A 16,103-nucleotide genomic window follows, 5' to 3' on the forward strand; every position below is an offset into this window, starting at 1 on the left:
GGTGCTAGAGGGACCGGAAAGGCGGCGCGGAAGGGTCCGCGCCATCTTCCGTTACGATGGGGCCGCGCCGTTCGGGATATGGCCGGGGGCCTGCCCGCCTGTCAGCCCGCCTGTCAGCCTGTCAGCCGCCAAAGCCACCGGCGGCCTTCCATGCCTCCCATCGCTTCATGACTTCGGCGTTGTTCACGACCCACCAGTTCTGTGCCTCGGCGGTGTCGGTGAACAGCTTCACGGCGTTGTTCACCTCATCGACATCCTTGGGCGACAGGAAATCGGTCACCTTGGCGTTGCTGGCCGAATAGCCGAACAGTTCGAAAAACCGCGCCTGCCGCTTAGCGTCCTGCTGGTAGTGGATCAGGGCCATCGCGGCGCGGGGATGGGCGGCGTTCTTGATGACGTAGAAGTAATAATTCAGCACGTCGCCGCCCGCGTCCCAGTTGATGGCGACGGGCAGGCCGTCCTCGATGGCTGGGATCGTGCGCGCGGTATTGGCATAGGAGGCCGCGAAATCGCCCGCCGCGACGCCCTGCACGGGCTGGTCCGACTTGGTGGTCAGGGTGCGGATATAGGGCTTCAGTCTGTCGAGAACCTCGAACGCCTCGTCCATCTTCTCGACGCTCATCGGATAGATTTCATCCGCCTTGTAGCCCTTGGCCAGCAGCGCCACGGTGATCGCCGTGCGCGGGATGTCCTGGATCGCGCGCGGGCCGGGAAAAGCCTTGCCGTCGAAGAAGGCGGCCCAGTCGGGCAGGCCGTCGGGCAGCATCTCGGTATTGGTGATCATCAGGCGCACGACCACATAGGCCCAGACGCCGTATTCGTTATACGAGCCGGGCAGCAGTTCGTCCTTCACATCGTCGAAGAAGCCCTGGGGCAGCTTGTAAAACAGCCCGGCATCCACCCCCTGCTGGAATTCCTCGGGCAGGTAGGTGTTGCCCATGTCGAAAGGCGCGGTGGTCTGCCCGGCGAACTGCTGCAACTGCGTGAAGGTGCGCGCGGTCATGTCGAAGCGTTCGACCCTGACGCCGCATTCTTTCTCGAAATCGTCCCAGAACGCTTCCTGCAACGCGTCGGTGATGGTGCCGCCGGTGGTGTTGACGATCACCGTATCCTCTAGCGGCGCATCGGGGGTGCCGGGATAGCAGGTGGTTCTGCCGTCCTGGGCCTGCGCCATGGTCAGGCCAACGGCCGAGAAGGCCATGGCGGCGGCGACTGTCGTGGCCGAGCGCATCAGGCGCATCGGGCGCATCGCTGTCTGGGGCATGGGGCTGTCCTTCCTGTTGGCTGTGATTGGGCATGCCGTCCGATGTGAATGCAGGCAGCATCCGGGCCGGGAACCATGGTTTTTCATTGCGGTGACATACCGGGATGACATCAGGACAGCACAGCCCCCGACCCCTTGTCTAATACTGGTTTGACAACGGTTGATACCCTTCCCGCAATCCTGCCCGAAGCATCGGCGCAGGGTATCAACCATTGCCCAAAGTGGCATTGGACGAAGGAAATCCGCTCTGCTTTCTTCGTCCCGGACGGCGATCGGACGAAAAACGGAAGGGTTCGGACAAGCACCCTCACGCCTTTCGCCCGGACCAGGACCGGCCGCCCTTTCAGGACCCGCATCACTCAGGAGAATCCATCATGACGACGCCCGAACTTGCGTTGCAGGCGCTTGCGCCTTCCAACGTCCTGGCCAGGGACAAGACCGGCGCCCCATCGGTCATGGTCCGCATCCCGCGGTTCCGCATCTGCGATGTCATCGAGGGCGGAAGCGACGACATTCATCCCGCCTTCATCGTGAACGGCAAGCCAGTGCCGGAGATCTGGATCTCCAAGTTCCAGAACGTGGTGCGCGACGGGCTGGCCTATTCCCTGCCCGACCAGCCGCCCGGCGTGCATATCGACTTCGAGCAGGCCCGCGCCGCCTGCGAGGCCAAGGGCGAGGGCTGGCACCTGATGACCGCCGCCGAATGGGCGGCCATCGCGCTGTGGTGCCGCAGGAACGGCTACATGCCGCGCGGCAACAACGATTTCGGCAAGGACTGGCGCGAGACGGTGCGCCAGGCCGCCCCCGCCACCTATGAGGCGCATGAGGACGAATTCGGCCGCCCCGCGCAGCGCGAGGTCGGCTGGGGCGAAGGCGGCGATGTCGCCGCCGTGCGCACCGGCACCGGCCCCGTGACCTGGAGCCATAACGGCGCCATCGACGGCATCTGGGACCTGAACGGCAATGTCGCCGAATGGCTGGGCGGCTGCCGGCTGATGGACGGCGAGATCAACATCATCGCCGACAACGACGCGGCGGGCCATGTGGATCAAAGCCCGACCTCGCCCCTGTGGCGCGCGGTGGGTCCAGGCGGGGAACTGGTGGCACCGGGCGCCCCAGGCAGCCTCAAGCTGGATTATCTCGACGACCGGGTGACGCTGGTGCAGGCCATCGCCGAGCCGTCCGAGGCCACCAGGGGCAACACCTTCGAGACCGCCCGCACCGCCCCCGGCCTGACCGCGCCCGAGCGGCTGACCGCGCTGGCGCTGTTCCCGGCCGACGACGGCGATCACGCGCTGAACTACTTCTATGTCAAGACCCTGGGCGAGCGTATCTGCATGCGCGGCAGCCACTGGAACCGGCAATCCCGCTGCGGGGTCTTCGCGCTTTACCTCTGCCCGGCGCGCGATCTCAGCGCCTTCATGATGGGCTTTCGCGCGGCCTATATCCCCCCGGCCGCCAACTGATCGGAAAGACGACGAAAATGAATATCGACGAATTGAACCTGATCCTGAAATCGGTGGCCGCCAATAACGAGGCCATGCTGGACGAGACCGGCGGGGTCTCGATCATGGTGCGCATCCCGTTCTTTACCCTGGACCAGGTGGTGGACGGCGCGCCGGCCGAGCCGCATCCGGCCTTCGTGGTGAACGGCAAGGTCGTGCCGGAAATCTGGATCTCGAAATACCAGAACGTCATCACCGAGGGCGTGGCGCAGTCGCTGCCCGGCGTCGATCCGGCCGGGATGATGACCTATGACGAGGCGCTGGCCGCCTGCACCGCCAAGGGCAAGGGCTGGCATATGATGACCAATGCCGAATGGGCGGCCATCGGGCTGTGGTGCCAGAAGAACGGTTTCTTCCCCGAGGGGAACAACTGGCTGGGCAAGGCCGAGGTGGATCGGGTCTATGAGGCCATCCCCAGCAGCTACGACGACCAGGGCCGCCGCGCGCATGTGCTGACCGGCACCGGCCCCCAGCATTGGAGCCACAATAACGAACCGGGCGGCATCCGCGACCTGAACGGCAACGTGGTCGAGCTGATCTCCGGCGTCCGCACCGTGCGCGGAGAATTGCAGATCATCCCCGACAACGATGCCGCGCTGCCGCTGGACATGGGCGTCGATTCGCCGGTCTGGCGCGCGGTCCTGCCGGACGGAACGCTGGTCGATCCCGGCAGCCAGGGCACGCTGAAATACGACTATTGCGAGACCGGGGACCGCAGCGACAAGCAGTCCAGCGCCGGCATCAGCGGCAATGGCCATATCGTGTTCAACACCACGATCACCAACCCGGACACCAACCCGCGATTCGGCGCCATGAACGAGATCGTGGCGGCGGAAGGGGTCGCGATCCCGGACTTTCTCAAGGCGCTGGCGCTGTTTCCCTATGAGGGCGGCGATTACAACGGCGCCTCGATGTTCTTCAACAACACCGCCCAGGAGAAGATCATGAACCGGGGCGGTGCCCAGCATTCGCGCATGGCGGGCGGGGTGTTCTTCCTGTCCGGTAACGGCGACCGCGACCGGCGCAGCCCGGCCATCGGGTTCCGCGCCGCCTATATCGCCGGGATCTGATCGCGGTCCAGGGAGCGCGCCGGACTATCCGGGGCGCTCCGCTTCATCCGGTTCGTCCACCATCGGCAGCCCCTGCGCCGCCTCGCGCGCGGCTTCGATGAAGGCGAGGGCCTGGGGCGTCGTCCGCTCGCGCAGAACGCCGCAGGCCAGCACGGCGGTCGCCCAGCGGTCGCGGATCGGCGAATAGACCACATTCGCGCGCCGCACCCGCGCCGAGGCGCTCGACAGCAGCGATATCCCCACACCCTCGGCGATCATGCTCATCAGCATGGGGATGCTTGTCGTCTTGTGCGTGTAATGCGGGATGAACCCCGCCGCCACGCAGGCATGCATCATCGCGGAGCGGATGCTGGCATCCATGGTGGGGGAAAAGCCGATGAACTCCTCGTCCTTCAACTCGATCAGGCCGATCGGGCGACCGGCCAGCGGATGATCGACCGGCAGAACCGCGACGAGCGATTCCTTGCGGATCAGCGTCAGGTCGACCTCGGCGGAGCGCACCGGCGGCCGCAGGAAAGCCACGTCCACATTGCCGCCCAGCAACCTGTCCTCGGCCTCGAAGGAACTGTGGACCTCAAGATGCACATGCACGTCGGGCTGGCGCTGGCGGAACAGGTTCAACGCGGTAGGCAGCACGTCGGGCTCGCACGAGTCGAGATAGCTTACCGCCAGCGTGCGGTGGCCGGTGGCCGCCGCCTCGCGGACGCGGGTGCGGATATGGGCGATGTCGCCCAGGATCCGCATCGCGTCCTCCAGCAGGACATGGCCGGCGGGCGTCAGTTCCACCCGCTTGCCCGAACGGTCCAGCAGCGGCGCGCCCACCGCCCGCTCCAGCGCCTGGATCTGCCGGGTCAGCGGCGGCTGGGTCATGTTGAGATCCGCCGCCGCCTGCCGGAAATTCAGCGTCTCGGCCACGGCGACGAAGCACCGCAACTGCGCGAGAGTGAACCGTTCCGCCATATCATGAATCCCGCCAGAGCCTTCTCGTCGCAGACACGGCCTGCCACCTGCCGACGCTATTCCGAAAGCGCCCCGATTTAAAGCTGCCAAAGATGCCCCGACCTTGGCGAAGATAACCGCAAAAGCCCGCATTGCCGTAGCCGGCCGGGGGCACGCCCCTCGCATTGTGAAGCCGGCACGGGCTGGACGCCTTCCTTGCCGGCGATGCTGGCTGCTGCGCCTCGACCGTCCTTGGGCGCCATGGTCGTGATGCCACGACAGGAACATCGAAACCGCATCGCGCTATCGGCCGCAGGCCATCACCTCGACCTCGACCAGGAATTCCGGCCGGGTAAAGCCCGTCACGATCAGAAGTGTCGAGGCGGGCTTCACCGGGGCCGCGCCAAGCCATGCGTCCCGTTCGGCCATATAGGCGGCAAAGTCCTCGCGGCGGGTCAGATAGGCGCTGACGCGGATCACATCCGCAGGCGTCAGGCCCGCCTCGGCAAGGATCGCCGTGCAATTGGCAAAGCAAAGACGCGCCTGCGCGGCGACATCCGGGGGCGCGACATCATCCGGCCCGATGCCGAGCTGCCCCGAGGTCACGACGAGCCTCCGGGGCGCGGCCACCTCGATCCCGTGGGAGTAATTGCCGAAGGGCGGGCGCAGGGCGGCGGGCGAAAGCGGGCGCATGGCGGGACTCCGTTCCCCAGGGTCAGCGGGCATAGACCCGATCCAGCCGAATGAACCGCCCAAGCACCACGAGCGCCGCGCAGGTAAGCGCGATCAGCAGCGCCGAGATCGCATGCGCGGTGGGTTCCAGCACGAATGCGGCCTCGGAATAGATGCGGACGGGCAGCGTGATGACACGCGGCGATGTCAGGAACGAGGTCACCGTGACTTCGCCGAAGGAATTCAGGAACCCGACCAGCGTGGCAGCGAAGATCCCCGGAGACAGCGCGGGCAGCGTCACCGACAGGAATTTGCGCACCGGCCCCGCGCCCAGCGTATCCGCGGCTTCCTCAAGGCTGCGGTCCAGCGACAGGACCGAGGAAAGCAGAAGCGTCAGCACGAAGGGCAGGATCACCACGCTATGCACCATGACCATGGCAAGGAACGGCGGCAGCCAGATATAAAGCTGCAAGAGCCGCAGCATCCCAACGCCGAGCGCGATGGAGGGAAGCGACAGCGGCAGCAGCCAGAAGGCCATCAGCGCCGAGCGGCCGGCAAACGGATAGCGCGCCAGCGCGAAGGCCGCCGGCAGCGCCAGCACCAGCGCGACCGCCGCAGCGCAAAGCGCAAGCTGGACCGAGATCCAAAGCGACGCGCCATAGCTGCCCGAGAAAAGCACCTCGCGATACCAGTGCAGGGTAAAGCCGCGAAACCCCGCCGCCGTGGCGATAGGCACATCGTTGAAGGATTGGACCACCACCAGCACCAGCGGCAGGATCAGCAGGACCAGCGCACCGGCAAGGAAAAGCCGCGCGACAAGCGGCCCGGCCCGGTCCAGAAGCCAGACCACCGGCGCGGGCGGCAGCGCGAAGGGGCGACCCATGCGCCCGGCCCGCCATGGCATGAGCCGCGCCATGGCGACGGAAAGAAGCAGGCCCGCCCCGATGCCCACCGCCGTCAGAAGGATGGCCAGCACCGCGGCCAGCGGCGCGTTCAGGTTCTGGATCGCCTCCTGCGCGATAAGCATGCCGACCGTCCAGACCTGCTTGCCGCCCAGAAGCGTGGCCGAGACATAGGCGGTGATGCTCATCAGGAAGACGATGATCATCCCCGAGCGCAGTCCGGGCAGCGAAAGCGGCAGATCCACCGTCAGAAAACGCAGCGTGGGCGAGGCGCCAAGGCTGTCGGCGGCCTCATGCACGCGGGCCGAGGTGCTTTGCAGGCTGTCGTATAGCGCCAGCACCATGAATGGCATGAAGACCTGCGCCAGCCCCACCATCACCGCGCCATGAGTGAACAGCATGTGATCAAAGGTCGGAAGCCCCAGAAACGAAAGCGCGTTGTTGATGAGCCCCTTGGGCGAAAGAAGCAGCATGATGCCCAGCGAACGCACCACGACATTGGTAAGGATCGGGATCAGGATCACCGCGAACCCCACCGGCCGCCATTTCACCGGCAGACGCGCCAGCCACCAGGCCAGCGGATATGCCAGAGCGGCCGAAAGCAGCGTGACGCCCACCCCAAGCAGCACCGTCTCGGCGATCACGCCGAGATAGAAGCGATCCGTCAGCACGCCGCGAAAAAGCGACAGCGACAAAGGCCCCCAAAGCGGCGCGAAGGGATCTGTCGTATCACGCAGCGACAGGACCAGCACGACCGCCATCGGCGCGGCAAAGGCCAAAAGCAGCCACAGCGTAACCGGCGCGGAAAGCGCCGGCCCCAGATGCCTGCGGATCATCCCGCGATCTCTCGGTCGAAGATGTTTTGCCATTTCGGGCGGTTGGCGTTGATGTAATCCCAGTCGAAATCGACAAGCGAGGCAACCTCGTCGCCCAGCACCAGCTTAGGCGCCAGCGCCGCCGGCACGGTCACGTTCGACACGGTGGGCGAATAATAGGTCCGCTCGGCATAGGCCAGCATGCAGGGCGCGGAAAGGTGCAGGTTGATCCATTCCTCGGCCAGAAGCTGGTTGCGCGTGCCCTCGGTGATGCAGGCCACGTTCATGGTCAGCGCCTGACCTTCGACCGGCCGGGCGATCTCGATATTCGGGTTGCGGCTTTCCTGGTATTTCCGGGTGAAGCTTGCGAATTCCACCGAGATGTCGGCAATGCCCTGATCGAACATGTCGTAAAGCTGGGTCTGCGAGCCCTGAAGCGCGGCGAAGGGCTTCAGTTCCTTGACCTTTTCCACGATCTTGTCGAAATCCCGCTCGCTCCGGCCGAACGCCTTGCCGGTCATCATCAGCGCGGCCAGCCCCTCGGCGCCAAGCCCGGTCGGCCAGGCGATGCGGCCCTTCCATTCCGGGTTCCACAGATCCTTCCACGAGGTGACCGGCGCGCTGGCCTTGCGCTTGTCGTAAACGATCGTGCAGGGATTGAAGGCCACGCCATAGCCGCCCAGTCTGGCCGGCGGATAAAGATGCGCGAATTGCGGCACGGCCTCTGTCGGCGCCTGGGTCACGCGGTCCTTCACCGCCTGGCGGCTTTCGTAGATATTGAGGTAGATGACATCGAAGCTTGGCCGGCCACGCTCGGCATAGGCCCGCGCCCGCCGTTCGGGCGTGCCGCCAAGGACATAGCTGACCTTGCAGCCGTATTTCTCGACCAGCGGCTTTTCGCAATATTCCCGGACGATCTTTTCCTGATCGCCGCCCCAGATGCCCACCACCAGTTCGTCGCCGGGCTTGGGCTGGGCATTTGCGGCGCGGGTGAAATGCAAAGGCGCGGCAAGGGCTGCGGCGCTGCCCGCCATCAGGCGGTGAAACGAGCGACGGGTAAGGGTCATGGCCGGGACTCCTGTTGGATAGGATCAAGCAGTGATGAAGCTGACGCCGCCGTCCAGCGCCACGATGCGCACCGTCACGCCGGGCTCTGGCGTGATCTCGTGCGAGGGAACGGCGACATTGACGGGGCCGGCGGCGGTGTCCACGGTCAGTTCGAAAGTCTCGCCGACATAGACGCGCGAGGTGATGACGCCGCAAAGATCGAGCCCGCCTTCGGAAAACGGCTGGCCGGCGGGACGCAGCCGCAGACGCGAGGCGCGAAGCACCGCCGCCACCGCCCCGGGCGGGGCCGGCACGACGCGCAGGCCCTCGGCCTCGAAGACGGCCGCGCGGCTCCGCCCCTCGATCACCGAGCGCGCGCCAAGGAAGCTCGCGGTGAAGGGCGAATGCGGCGCATCGCAAAGCGCAAGCGGCGTGCCCGTCTCGGCGATCCGGCCGGCATTCATGACCACGATGCGGTCGGAGACCGCCAGCGCCTCTTGCTGGTCATGGGTGACGAAGATCGTGGTGATGCCGAGGCGCTTCTGCAATTGCCTGATCTCATTTCTCATCTCGGCGCGCAGATTGGCGTCGAGGTTGGAAAGCGGCTCGTCCAGAAGCAGCACCTCGGGTTCGATCACCAGCGCGCGGGCCAACGCCACGCGCTGCTGCTGGCCCCCGACATCGCCGCGGGATAGCGGTCCGCAAAGGCGCCCAGCCCCACCAGATCAAGTGCGATCCGGGCGCGTTCGCGCCATTCGGCCCGCCCCATGCGCCGCATCCGCAGCCCGTAGCCCACATTGTCAAGAGCGGTAAGATGGGGAAAAAGCGCATAGCTTTGAAACACCATGCCGATATTGCGACGATAGGTGGGAAGATCGGTGATGTCCCTGCGGCCAAGGTGGATCCGCCCCTCGCCCGGCTGGACAAAGCCCGCGATCATCCGCAGCGTCGTCGTCTTGCCGCAGCCCGAGGGACCGAGGAAGGTGACGAGTTCGCCCTTGGCGATCTCCAGCGTCAGGGCATCCACGGCCACCTGGCCGTCATAGCGCGCGGTCACCGCATCCAGCACGAGATATTTGCGATCCTGCATCACGTCATCCTTTGGCCGGTTCAGGCTTGCCGATCGCCGCCGGTATAGATCGTCGTCTCGGACAGGCGGTCCATCGGATAGTCCACCACCTCGTTCAGAAGGCGCACGAAGCTATCCGCCGCAAGATCCAGCGCCCTTTCGCCCCGCGCCGCATCCGCGGCGGCGGCATTGCCGGCAACGCCGCTGGGGTGCAGATCCTGCGCCATCCAGCCAAAGGTCAGCCGGCCATGGATCGGAAGCACACAGCCGCCCTCCGACTCGATCCGTTGCGAGATGGAAAGGGCGTCCGGGGCCAGGTCCATGTCGCAAAGCGACCCGTGCAGCGCCAGCATGGCCGAGGTCTCGTATTCCCCGGCATGGATGCCATGGCGCATCTCCTCGGCCGAAAACAGCGCCGACAGGTCCGCCCCGGCGGTGACCGGCGCGCAGACGACGAACATGCCCAGCTTGACCCGCAGTTCGCGCGCCACGATCTCCATCACCGTCACCTGCCCGCCGTGACTGTTGGCCAGCACAAGCTTGCGCACCCCCGCCCGGTGGACGGATTCGCCAATCTCATACCAGACCCGCGCCAGCGTCTCGTAAGACAGTGTCAGCGTGCCGGGAAAGCGCAGATGCTCGACCGACTTCCCGACATGCTGCGGCGGCAGCACCAGAACCGGCATGTCGTCGGACAGGCGGTGGACGACGCGCTCCATCACCCCGGCATTGATCGCCGCATCGACCCGGACGGGAAGATGCGGCCCGTGCTGTTCCACCGCGCCGACCGGCAGCACCGCCACGACCTTCGACATGTCCATCGCCGCAAAGTCGCGTGCGGTGTGATCCCACCACCAATGCGATTTCCTAGCCATCCCGAGTCCCTTCCGCTTCGTCCCCGCAGGGTCGTGTCATCCATAAGGAAGAATTCGGGCCGCAACCATCGGGGGTGGCGTTATGGAATATATAAATGAACAGTTATAATCAGGCGAATGGCATATGGCTGACGTTATAAGCGTTTGAAGTCTGGCAGAACGCGGGCGAAATAGCGTAACATCTGGGCATTCGCGGCACGGATTCCGTCGCGCAGCCACATATGCTCGCCATTCGCCTGATTGCGGTCATGCCACAGCATGTAAAGGCTGACCCGCGCGAATTCGGGCGGTGCCGGGCGGCAGACCAGCGCGCCGCTGCTTCGGCGCGCCAGATCCATCGCATAGGGCATGACGGTGGTGAAAAGCAGATCCGTGCCCCGCAACAGCGCGGGGATATGCTGATAATCCGTCAGCCGGACATAGACGGACCGCTTCAGCCCCAGTTGCGCCAGCCTCCCACCCACCGGCCCCATCGCGCCGTCATAAGAGGTATCGGGCGCCAGATGGCGGCAGGTGACATAACGTTCCGCCGTGATCGGATCCGTGGCCAGCGGATGATCGGCCGGCATGACGCAGCCAAAGGAAAAGCTGCATAGCTGCGAGAACCGCAGATGCGCCGGCGGCTCGGGCCAGTTGCCGATCACGATGTCCAGATAGCCGGTTCCCAGATCGCGCGAGATCTGCTCGATCGAATGCGGCGTCGAGAAATCGACCCGCGCCTGCGGCGCCTGAAGCACGACGTGATGAGAGATGGCCGGCACCAGATATTCGGAAAAGCAACTCAGCATGCTGATACGGAATATCTTGCGGGACTGACCAGGCACGAAGGCTTCGCCGCCGCTGATCGCGACCAGCAGGGCCGCATGCGCACGTTCAAGATTGCGCGCCACCTCTTCTCCTCGCGCGGTCAGCACCATGCCCTGCCCGTGCCGCACCAGAAGCTGATCGTTGAATATCCGGCGCGCCCGCTTAAGCTGGGCCGAGACGGCCGGCTGGCTTTGCGACAGTTGCAACGCCACGCGGCTGACCGAGCGTTCCTTCAGCAGCATCAGCGTGGTGCGGATAAGCTTGATGTCAAGCGCGGCTTCCACTTCGGGTTCGGGCATGTGCTTCTCGTTTTGCGCAGGCGGGACAGATCGCCATCGCCACAAGGGCCGGGCGCCCACCGGCTTTCTCTACGCTACGGGCGGCATCGCCGTAAGGTGCCCCGCCCCGTGTTTCCCGGAGAGTTTCCGGCTCACTGATTAGGCTGCTTTTTCGGCGCCGTTCAAGCTTGTGTGGAATTCTGGCCTGCTGCCGGTTTTGAGGACAGGCAGATAAGATCGTGACCCAGGAACTGGAGAGTGGATATGACGAGACGGCAGTTCAGCCGTGAGTTCCAGATCGAGGCCGCCAGGCAGGTGACGGATCGGGGTGTCGCTGTGGCGCAGGCTGCGCGTGAGCTTGATGTGGCGGAGAGCGTGCTGCGGCGGTGGATGCGGGAACTGACAGCCACCGCGAGGTGATATGAGGTTCGCCTTCATCGCCAAGCACCGCCACATCTGGCCCGTCAGATGGCTGTGCGAGGTCCTGGCTGTGTCCCGTTCTGGATTTCACGCCTGGCTCAGCCGTCCGACCAGCACCCGCGAGATCCATGACGCCAAGCTCGTCACGGCAATCGAGACGAGTTTCAAGGCCAGCGACTCGCAATGAAGCGCGGGCCGACATCTTCGATTACATCGAGCGCTTCGACAACCGGCGCAGGAGGCACTCGAAACCGGGATACCTCAGCCCAATGGAGGTCGAGGCCCGCACTATGCCAGCTTAACCTGCTGTCCACAAAACCGCCAGCAACTCAGTCACCGCGGTGCTGGACCTTGCGGGTTTGTTCGTGCGAGGGACGGATCCAACGTAAAACGGAAAGGCGCGGCCATGCAGCACCAGGGCAAGATCACCATCATCACCGGCGGGCTGACCGGCATGGGAAGGGCTATTGCAGCGCGGCTGGCGCGCGACGGCGCCTATGTCTGCATCGGCGCAAGGCGTGGCGCGCCCGAGGATCTGACGGGCGATCTGATCGCCCAATTCGGCCAGCGCATCACCTTTGCGCGGCTGGACGTGCGCGACAGCGCAAGTTGCCATGCCTTTGTCGGAGAGGTGCTTGCGCGCCATGGCCAGGTCGATATCCTTGTGAATGCTGCCGGCGTCTATGAAGAGGCCCCGATTATCGGGCATTCGGATCAGATCTGGGACGACACCATCGACACCAATCTGACAGGCAGCTTCAAGATGATCCGCGAGGTGATGCCGGGCATGATTGCGCAAAAATGGGGGCGGATCGTCAATATTGCTTCGACAGCGGCGCATCAGGGCATGGTCGGGAATGCAGCCTATTGCGCATCGAAAGCCGGGCTGCTGGGGCTTGGCCGCTGCGTGGCGCTGGAAGGCGCGCCGCATGGCGTCACCTGCAACAGCATCAGCCCAACCTGGGTCGAGACCGAGATGCTGAAGCAATTCATCGACGCCGAGGTCGCCGAGGGCACGCCTATGGCCAAGGTCCGGGCAAAATACGAGGCGTCGAACCCGCAGGGCAAACTGGTCCAGCCCGACGAGGTAGCGGAACTGGTCGCCTATCTGACCAGCGAGGCCGCGCGGCCATTGACCATGGCCGACTATCAGGTCAACGCGGGAACCGTCTGGTGATCCAGACGGCGGGCCAACAATGCCCCGCCGTCGCAAATCTGCGCAAAAGGCGTGCCTTTGATCTGCTGCCACGCAGCCTTGGCGGCGGTGTTCTGGAAGCGCGCATCGGCGCGCAGGATCAGAGGATCAAGGGCGATCAGACGGCGCATGCCTTCCTCCAGCGCGGCCCGATCCAGCCAGTCCTGTGGCGGCAGGCTGGCGCGCGTCCCGTCATCCACGACCAGCGGATCATCCGCGATCAGGTTCAGCCATGACACGCCTTTCGGCCTTGGCAGCTCAACCAGCAGCGCCGCTGCCGCGCGCACATCGCTGATCGGAAAACACAGGCCCTGAGGTATGCGGCCCATCTGGCTGCTGGCGGTCAGGATGTTTTCACAGATGTCGCGCGGGTTCGCGGCCTCAAGATCGTAAAGCGAAGGCAGCCGCAGGATCGCCGCCGGAATGCCCGAGGCCACGATTTCGGTCTCGGCCGCGATTTTGGCCGCACCATAGCCTGAACAGTCGTCAAACAACGCCGTCGGCCCCTCGTGCCAGGGACCACCAGTTTCGGGAAACACCGCCGAGGTTGAAGAAAAGCGCAGATCCGCCGCGGCTTGGTGGCAGAAGTCCAGAATGGCGCGGATGCCCTTGCGCGACCATGCCTCCATATGGGCGCGGTCCACGGCAAGGTTCACCGTGGCTGCGCAATGGATCACCCGGTCCACATGCTTGCAGAGACTGGCATAAACCTCGTCCGGCAGACCCAGATGCGGCGCGTCGATGGAGCCGGGCAAGGCAACGACCCGGTTGGCAGGCAGACCAAAGCGCGCGATCACATCCGCCAGACGGTCCTGCGCATCGCGGTTTCGCGGACGCACAAGGGCATAGACCACCTGATCCGCAGGCAGATGCGCCAGCGCCGCCGCCAGAACATGCCCGCCCAGAAAGCCCGTCGCGCCCGTCAGCAGCAGACCCGGACCGTCAACGATCAAACCATTCGCCCCGGATTGCGGCGCGCTCAGCAGCGCATGCAGGCGCGCAAGCGGCAGGTTCAGCGCCCATTCAAAATCCACCGGACGGCCATAGCCAGCCTCCAGTGCCTCGATCAGATCGACGCACATCAACGAGTCGCCGCCGTGATCGTGGAAAGATCGGTCGGGATCAAGTTCGGCGCTGGCGCAATGCAGGATGCGGGCGGCGAGGCGCAACACCGCAGGCGCATCCGGATCATCCTCGGTCAGCGCGGTCAGCGTGATCGGCGGCAGTGACTTGAAATCGCACTTGCCCGAAACTTCGTGGATCGGGATATCCGCCAAATGCACCAGATACGAGGGCACACAATAGGCGGGCAGCACCGCGCGCAGCGCCCGGGCCAAGGTTTCGGGCAGGCGCTGCTGGCCCGGAACAACATTCCAGCGGTCGGCATTGCCCGCCATCTGCGCCGCATCGGCAGTGAAATACAGCACCAGCGCCTGATCGCCGCCGGGGGTCTGCACCACCCAAGGGATCGCCTTTGCGACATCCATCAGCCCGGACATGGTCTGGGTCAGCTCGGCGGTCTGCACGCTATGGCCGCGCAGTTTAAGCATATGGGCAACACGGCCCAGCACCGTGATCTGGCCGTCTGCTGCCACGCAGCCTTGATCTCCGGTGTCGTAAAGTCGCATCGGCTGGCCGTCGATCACCAGCGCGCGAAAGCGACGCGCCGTTTCCTCGGGGCGGTCGACATAACCCGGGCCCAGCATGCGCGGGCCTTCGAAATGCAGAAGGCCGGGGATGCCGGGTGGGCAAGGCTGGTCGTGATCGTCCAGCACGATTGCGCGCAAATGCGGCATGGCCTTGCCGACGGTCACACCGACCTGCGACCCCGTCGGGCCAGTCTTGGGGCCGGTCAGTTCGGACATACAGATGTCATGTGTCTCGCAGATGCTATACAGGTTCCACAGTCGCGCCTGCGGCAGCTTGGCGCGGATCTGGGCGATCAGGGCGTCGCTGACCACCTCTCCGTTCAGGATGATCCGTTCGAGTGGCAGGGTGGCGCTGATCGCGGCATCGACGGGACCCAGGATCTTTTCCAGAAATGACGGCGTGAATAGCATTTCCTGAATGCCGAAATCGGCCAGAAAGGCGGTAAAACCCTGCGGAGACAGCAGTTCTTCCAATGTAGGAAAGCAAATCTCGGCGCCGAAACGCAGCGGGCGAAACATCTCCCAGATCGCGAAGATATAGACGCCGACCTTCATCCCCGGCTCATAGGGCGCCAGCGTCTCGCGCCAGTGATAGGAAAGCAGCGCCGCATCATGGGTGACTGGGATGCATTTCGGCCGCCCCGTCGTTCCCGAGGTCGCCACCAGATAGATCGCATCCTGCGGCTGGACCGTGCCGGCCCGCAGCGACGGATCGGCATTTCCGCCCAGAAGCTCTTCGGCATCCAGCAGGCGGCAGCCTTCGGGCAACTGGCCCGGCTTCGGGACTTGCGAGGCCAGCACCAGGTCAATGCCAAGCTCGGTCAGGATATTGCCCAGAACCGACGCCGGCATCGCCGGGTCCAGATGAACAAAGGGTTTTCCCAGAATGACGCAGGCGCTGGCCGCAGCGCCAAAAAGCACGCCCGGCACGCCGTAAACGGCGACTGCCCGCTCTGAAGCCAGCCGCTGTGCGGCAGCGGCGACGAAAGCACCAAGTTCCGCATAGCTCAGCACGCGCGCCCGGTCGCGCAGGGCGACGCGATCCGCATACCGGGGCAAAGCCGCCGCAAGCTCATCGGCCAGAGAGTGATAGGCATGGGACATGGCAGCGCCGATCTGAATTGAAAAATCCAAACCTGCTCGCTGGAATGGACAAAAAGGTCAATGTAGCGTGACACGAATTCTTACATGGTGTGACAGAGATATTTGCAGCAGCGCAAAAACATTGAAGGGGCATTGAAGCCTCCCATTTTTTGCACTCTTCTTGAGCTGCCCCCCGGCAGTTGCCTCGCTGTGATGTAGAGTCTGCCCAACCTTACCCTGCCGTAAGCGTTTCCTGGCCTCCCCCTTCCCGCCTTTGTCCTGATCGGCTCATTGGAGCGTTGTGATGTTCAGGACGGAGTTTCTCCATGGAGGCCGCATTGGAGGTTCTCCCGGCTGGTGGCCGAAGCCGCCGGAACCGGAAGTGGCCGGATGAGGTGAAGGCGCGGATTGTTGCGGCAACGCTGCTGCCGGACGCAACGGTGAACGAAGTGGCGCGCCGGCACGGGGTGTGCGCGAACCATGTTTCGTCGTGGCGGACGCTGGCGCGGAAAG

General features: G+C 64.7%; 13 protein-coding genes and 3 pseudogenes. 6 read left to right on the forward strand and 10 right to left on the reverse strand.

What is annotated here, in order from left to right; all coding sequences use genetic code 11:
* Positions 1-121: 121 nt before the first annotated feature.
* Positions 122-1,264 carry an ABC transporter substrate-binding protein gene (locus QM682_RS13860; protein WP_415130724.1) on the reverse strand — a complete coding sequence of 381 codons (1,143 nt, stop codon included), beginning with the start codon at positions 1,262-1,264 and terminating at the stop codon, positions 122-124.
* Between the two features lie 374 nt (positions 1,265-1,638).
* On the opposite strand from QM682_RS13860, the gene QM682_RS13865 reads away from it, so the two are divergent.
* Together QM682_RS13865 and QM682_RS13870 are read left to right on the forward strand one after the other, a co-directional pair.
* Positions 1,639-2,730: a hypothetical protein gene (locus tag QM682_RS13865; RefSeq protein ID WP_415130726.1), complete on the forward strand. Its 1,092-nt coding sequence runs from the start codon at positions 1,639-1,641 to the stop codon at positions 2,728-2,730.
* Between the two features lie 17 nt (positions 2,731-2,747).
* The gene (locus QM682_RS13870; protein ID WP_415130728.1) at positions 2,748-3,839 is read left to right on the forward strand and encodes a hypothetical protein; all 1,092 of its coding nucleotides are present in this window, start codon (positions 2,748-2,750) and stop codon (positions 3,837-3,839) included.
* A 24-nt stretch (positions 3,840-3,863) separates the two neighbouring features.
* Here QM682_RS13870 and QM682_RS13875 read toward each other — a convergent pair whose 3' ends face one another.
* The 8 genes and pseudogenes from QM682_RS13875 to QM682_RS13910 form a co-directional block, all read right to left on the reverse strand.
* Positions 3,864-4,799 carry a LysR family transcriptional regulator gene (locus QM682_RS13875; RefSeq protein WP_415130730.1) on the reverse strand — a complete coding sequence of 312 codons (936 nt, stop codon included), beginning with the start codon at positions 4,797-4,799 and terminating at the stop codon, positions 3,864-3,866.
* Positions 4,800-5,081: 282 nt separating this feature from the next.
* Positions 5,082-5,471, reverse strand: a complete 390-nt coding sequence (locus QM682_RS13880; protein WP_415130732.1) for a RidA family protein — start codon at positions 5,469-5,471, stop codon at positions 5,082-5,084.
* A gap of 22 nt (positions 5,472-5,493) precedes the next feature.
* Entirely contained in the window at positions 5,494-7,188 is a 1,695-nt protein-coding gene (locus tag QM682_RS13885) for an ABC transporter permease subunit (RefSeq protein WP_415130734.1), read from the reverse strand.
* On the reverse strand, positions 7,185-8,234 hold the full coding sequence (locus QM682_RS13890; protein WP_415130736.1) for an ABC transporter substrate-binding protein: 1,050 nt from the start codon (positions 8,232-8,234) through the stop codon (positions 7,185-7,187). Before QM682_RS13890 ends, QM682_RS13885 begins: the two co-directional genes overlap by 4 nt.
* Positions 8,235-8,258: 24 nt before the next feature.
* A complete protein-coding gene (locus QM682_RS13895) occupies positions 8,259-8,873 on the reverse strand; it encodes an ABC transporter ATP-binding protein (RefSeq protein WP_415130754.1) in 615 nt (204 codons plus the stop codon).
* Positions 8,874-9,304 (reverse strand): annotated as a pseudogene (locus QM682_RS13900) (ABC transporter ATP-binding protein); the annotation flags it as partial.
* A gap of 20 nt (positions 9,305-9,324) precedes the next feature.
* A complete protein-coding gene (locus QM682_RS13905; protein WP_415130738.1) occupies positions 9,325-10,158 on the reverse strand; it encodes a creatininase family protein in 834 nt (277 codons plus the stop codon).
* A gap of 134 nt (positions 10,159-10,292) precedes the next feature.
* Complete coding sequence (locus QM682_RS13910; protein ID WP_415130740.1) at positions 10,293-11,264, reverse strand: LysR family transcriptional regulator; 972 nt, start codon at positions 11,262-11,264, stop codon at positions 10,293-10,295.
* Positions 11,265-11,507: 243 nt separating this feature from the next.
* Between QM682_RS13910 and QM682_RS13915 the strand changes: the two are divergent.
* The 3 genes and pseudogenes from QM682_RS13915 to QM682_RS13925 all read left to right on the forward strand — a co-directional run.
* Positions 11,508-11,841 (forward strand): annotated as a pseudogene (locus QM682_RS13915) (transposase); the annotation flags it as partial.
* Positions 11,840-11,965: pseudogene (locus QM682_RS13920) on the forward strand (IS3 family transposase); the annotation flags it as partial. The pseudogenes QM682_RS13915 and QM682_RS13920, both read left to right, overlap by 2 nt.
* A gap of 104 nt (positions 11,966-12,069) precedes the next feature.
* Positions 12,070-12,840 (forward strand): SDR family NAD(P)-dependent oxidoreductase, encoded by a 771-nt coding sequence (locus QM682_RS13925; RefSeq protein ID WP_415130742.1) that lies wholly within the window; start codon positions 12,070-12,072, stop codon positions 12,838-12,840.
* Here the strand turns inward: QM682_RS13925 and QM682_RS13930 are convergent.
* The gene (locus QM682_RS13930) at positions 12,813-15,611 is read right to left on the reverse strand and encodes an AMP-binding protein (RefSeq protein ID WP_415130744.1); all 2,799 of its coding nucleotides are present in this window, start codon (positions 15,609-15,611) and stop codon (positions 12,813-12,815) included. The two genes, QM682_RS13925 and QM682_RS13930, sit on opposite strands and share 28 nt — an antisense overlap.
* Positions 15,612-15,916: 305 nt before the next feature.
* On the opposite strand from QM682_RS13930, the gene QM682_RS13935 reads away from it, so the two are divergent.
* Positions 15,917-16,103: transposase (locus tag QM682_RS13935; RefSeq protein WP_415130746.1), on the forward strand; the 187-nt coding region annotated here is incomplete at its 3' end.

Origin of the sequence: Paracoccus sp. (in: a-proteobacteria), assembly GCF_047605025.1 — a bacterium.
In the GTDB taxonomy this organism is placed as follows: Bacteria; Pseudomonadota; Alphaproteobacteria; order Rhodobacterales; family Rhodobacteraceae; genus Paracoccus.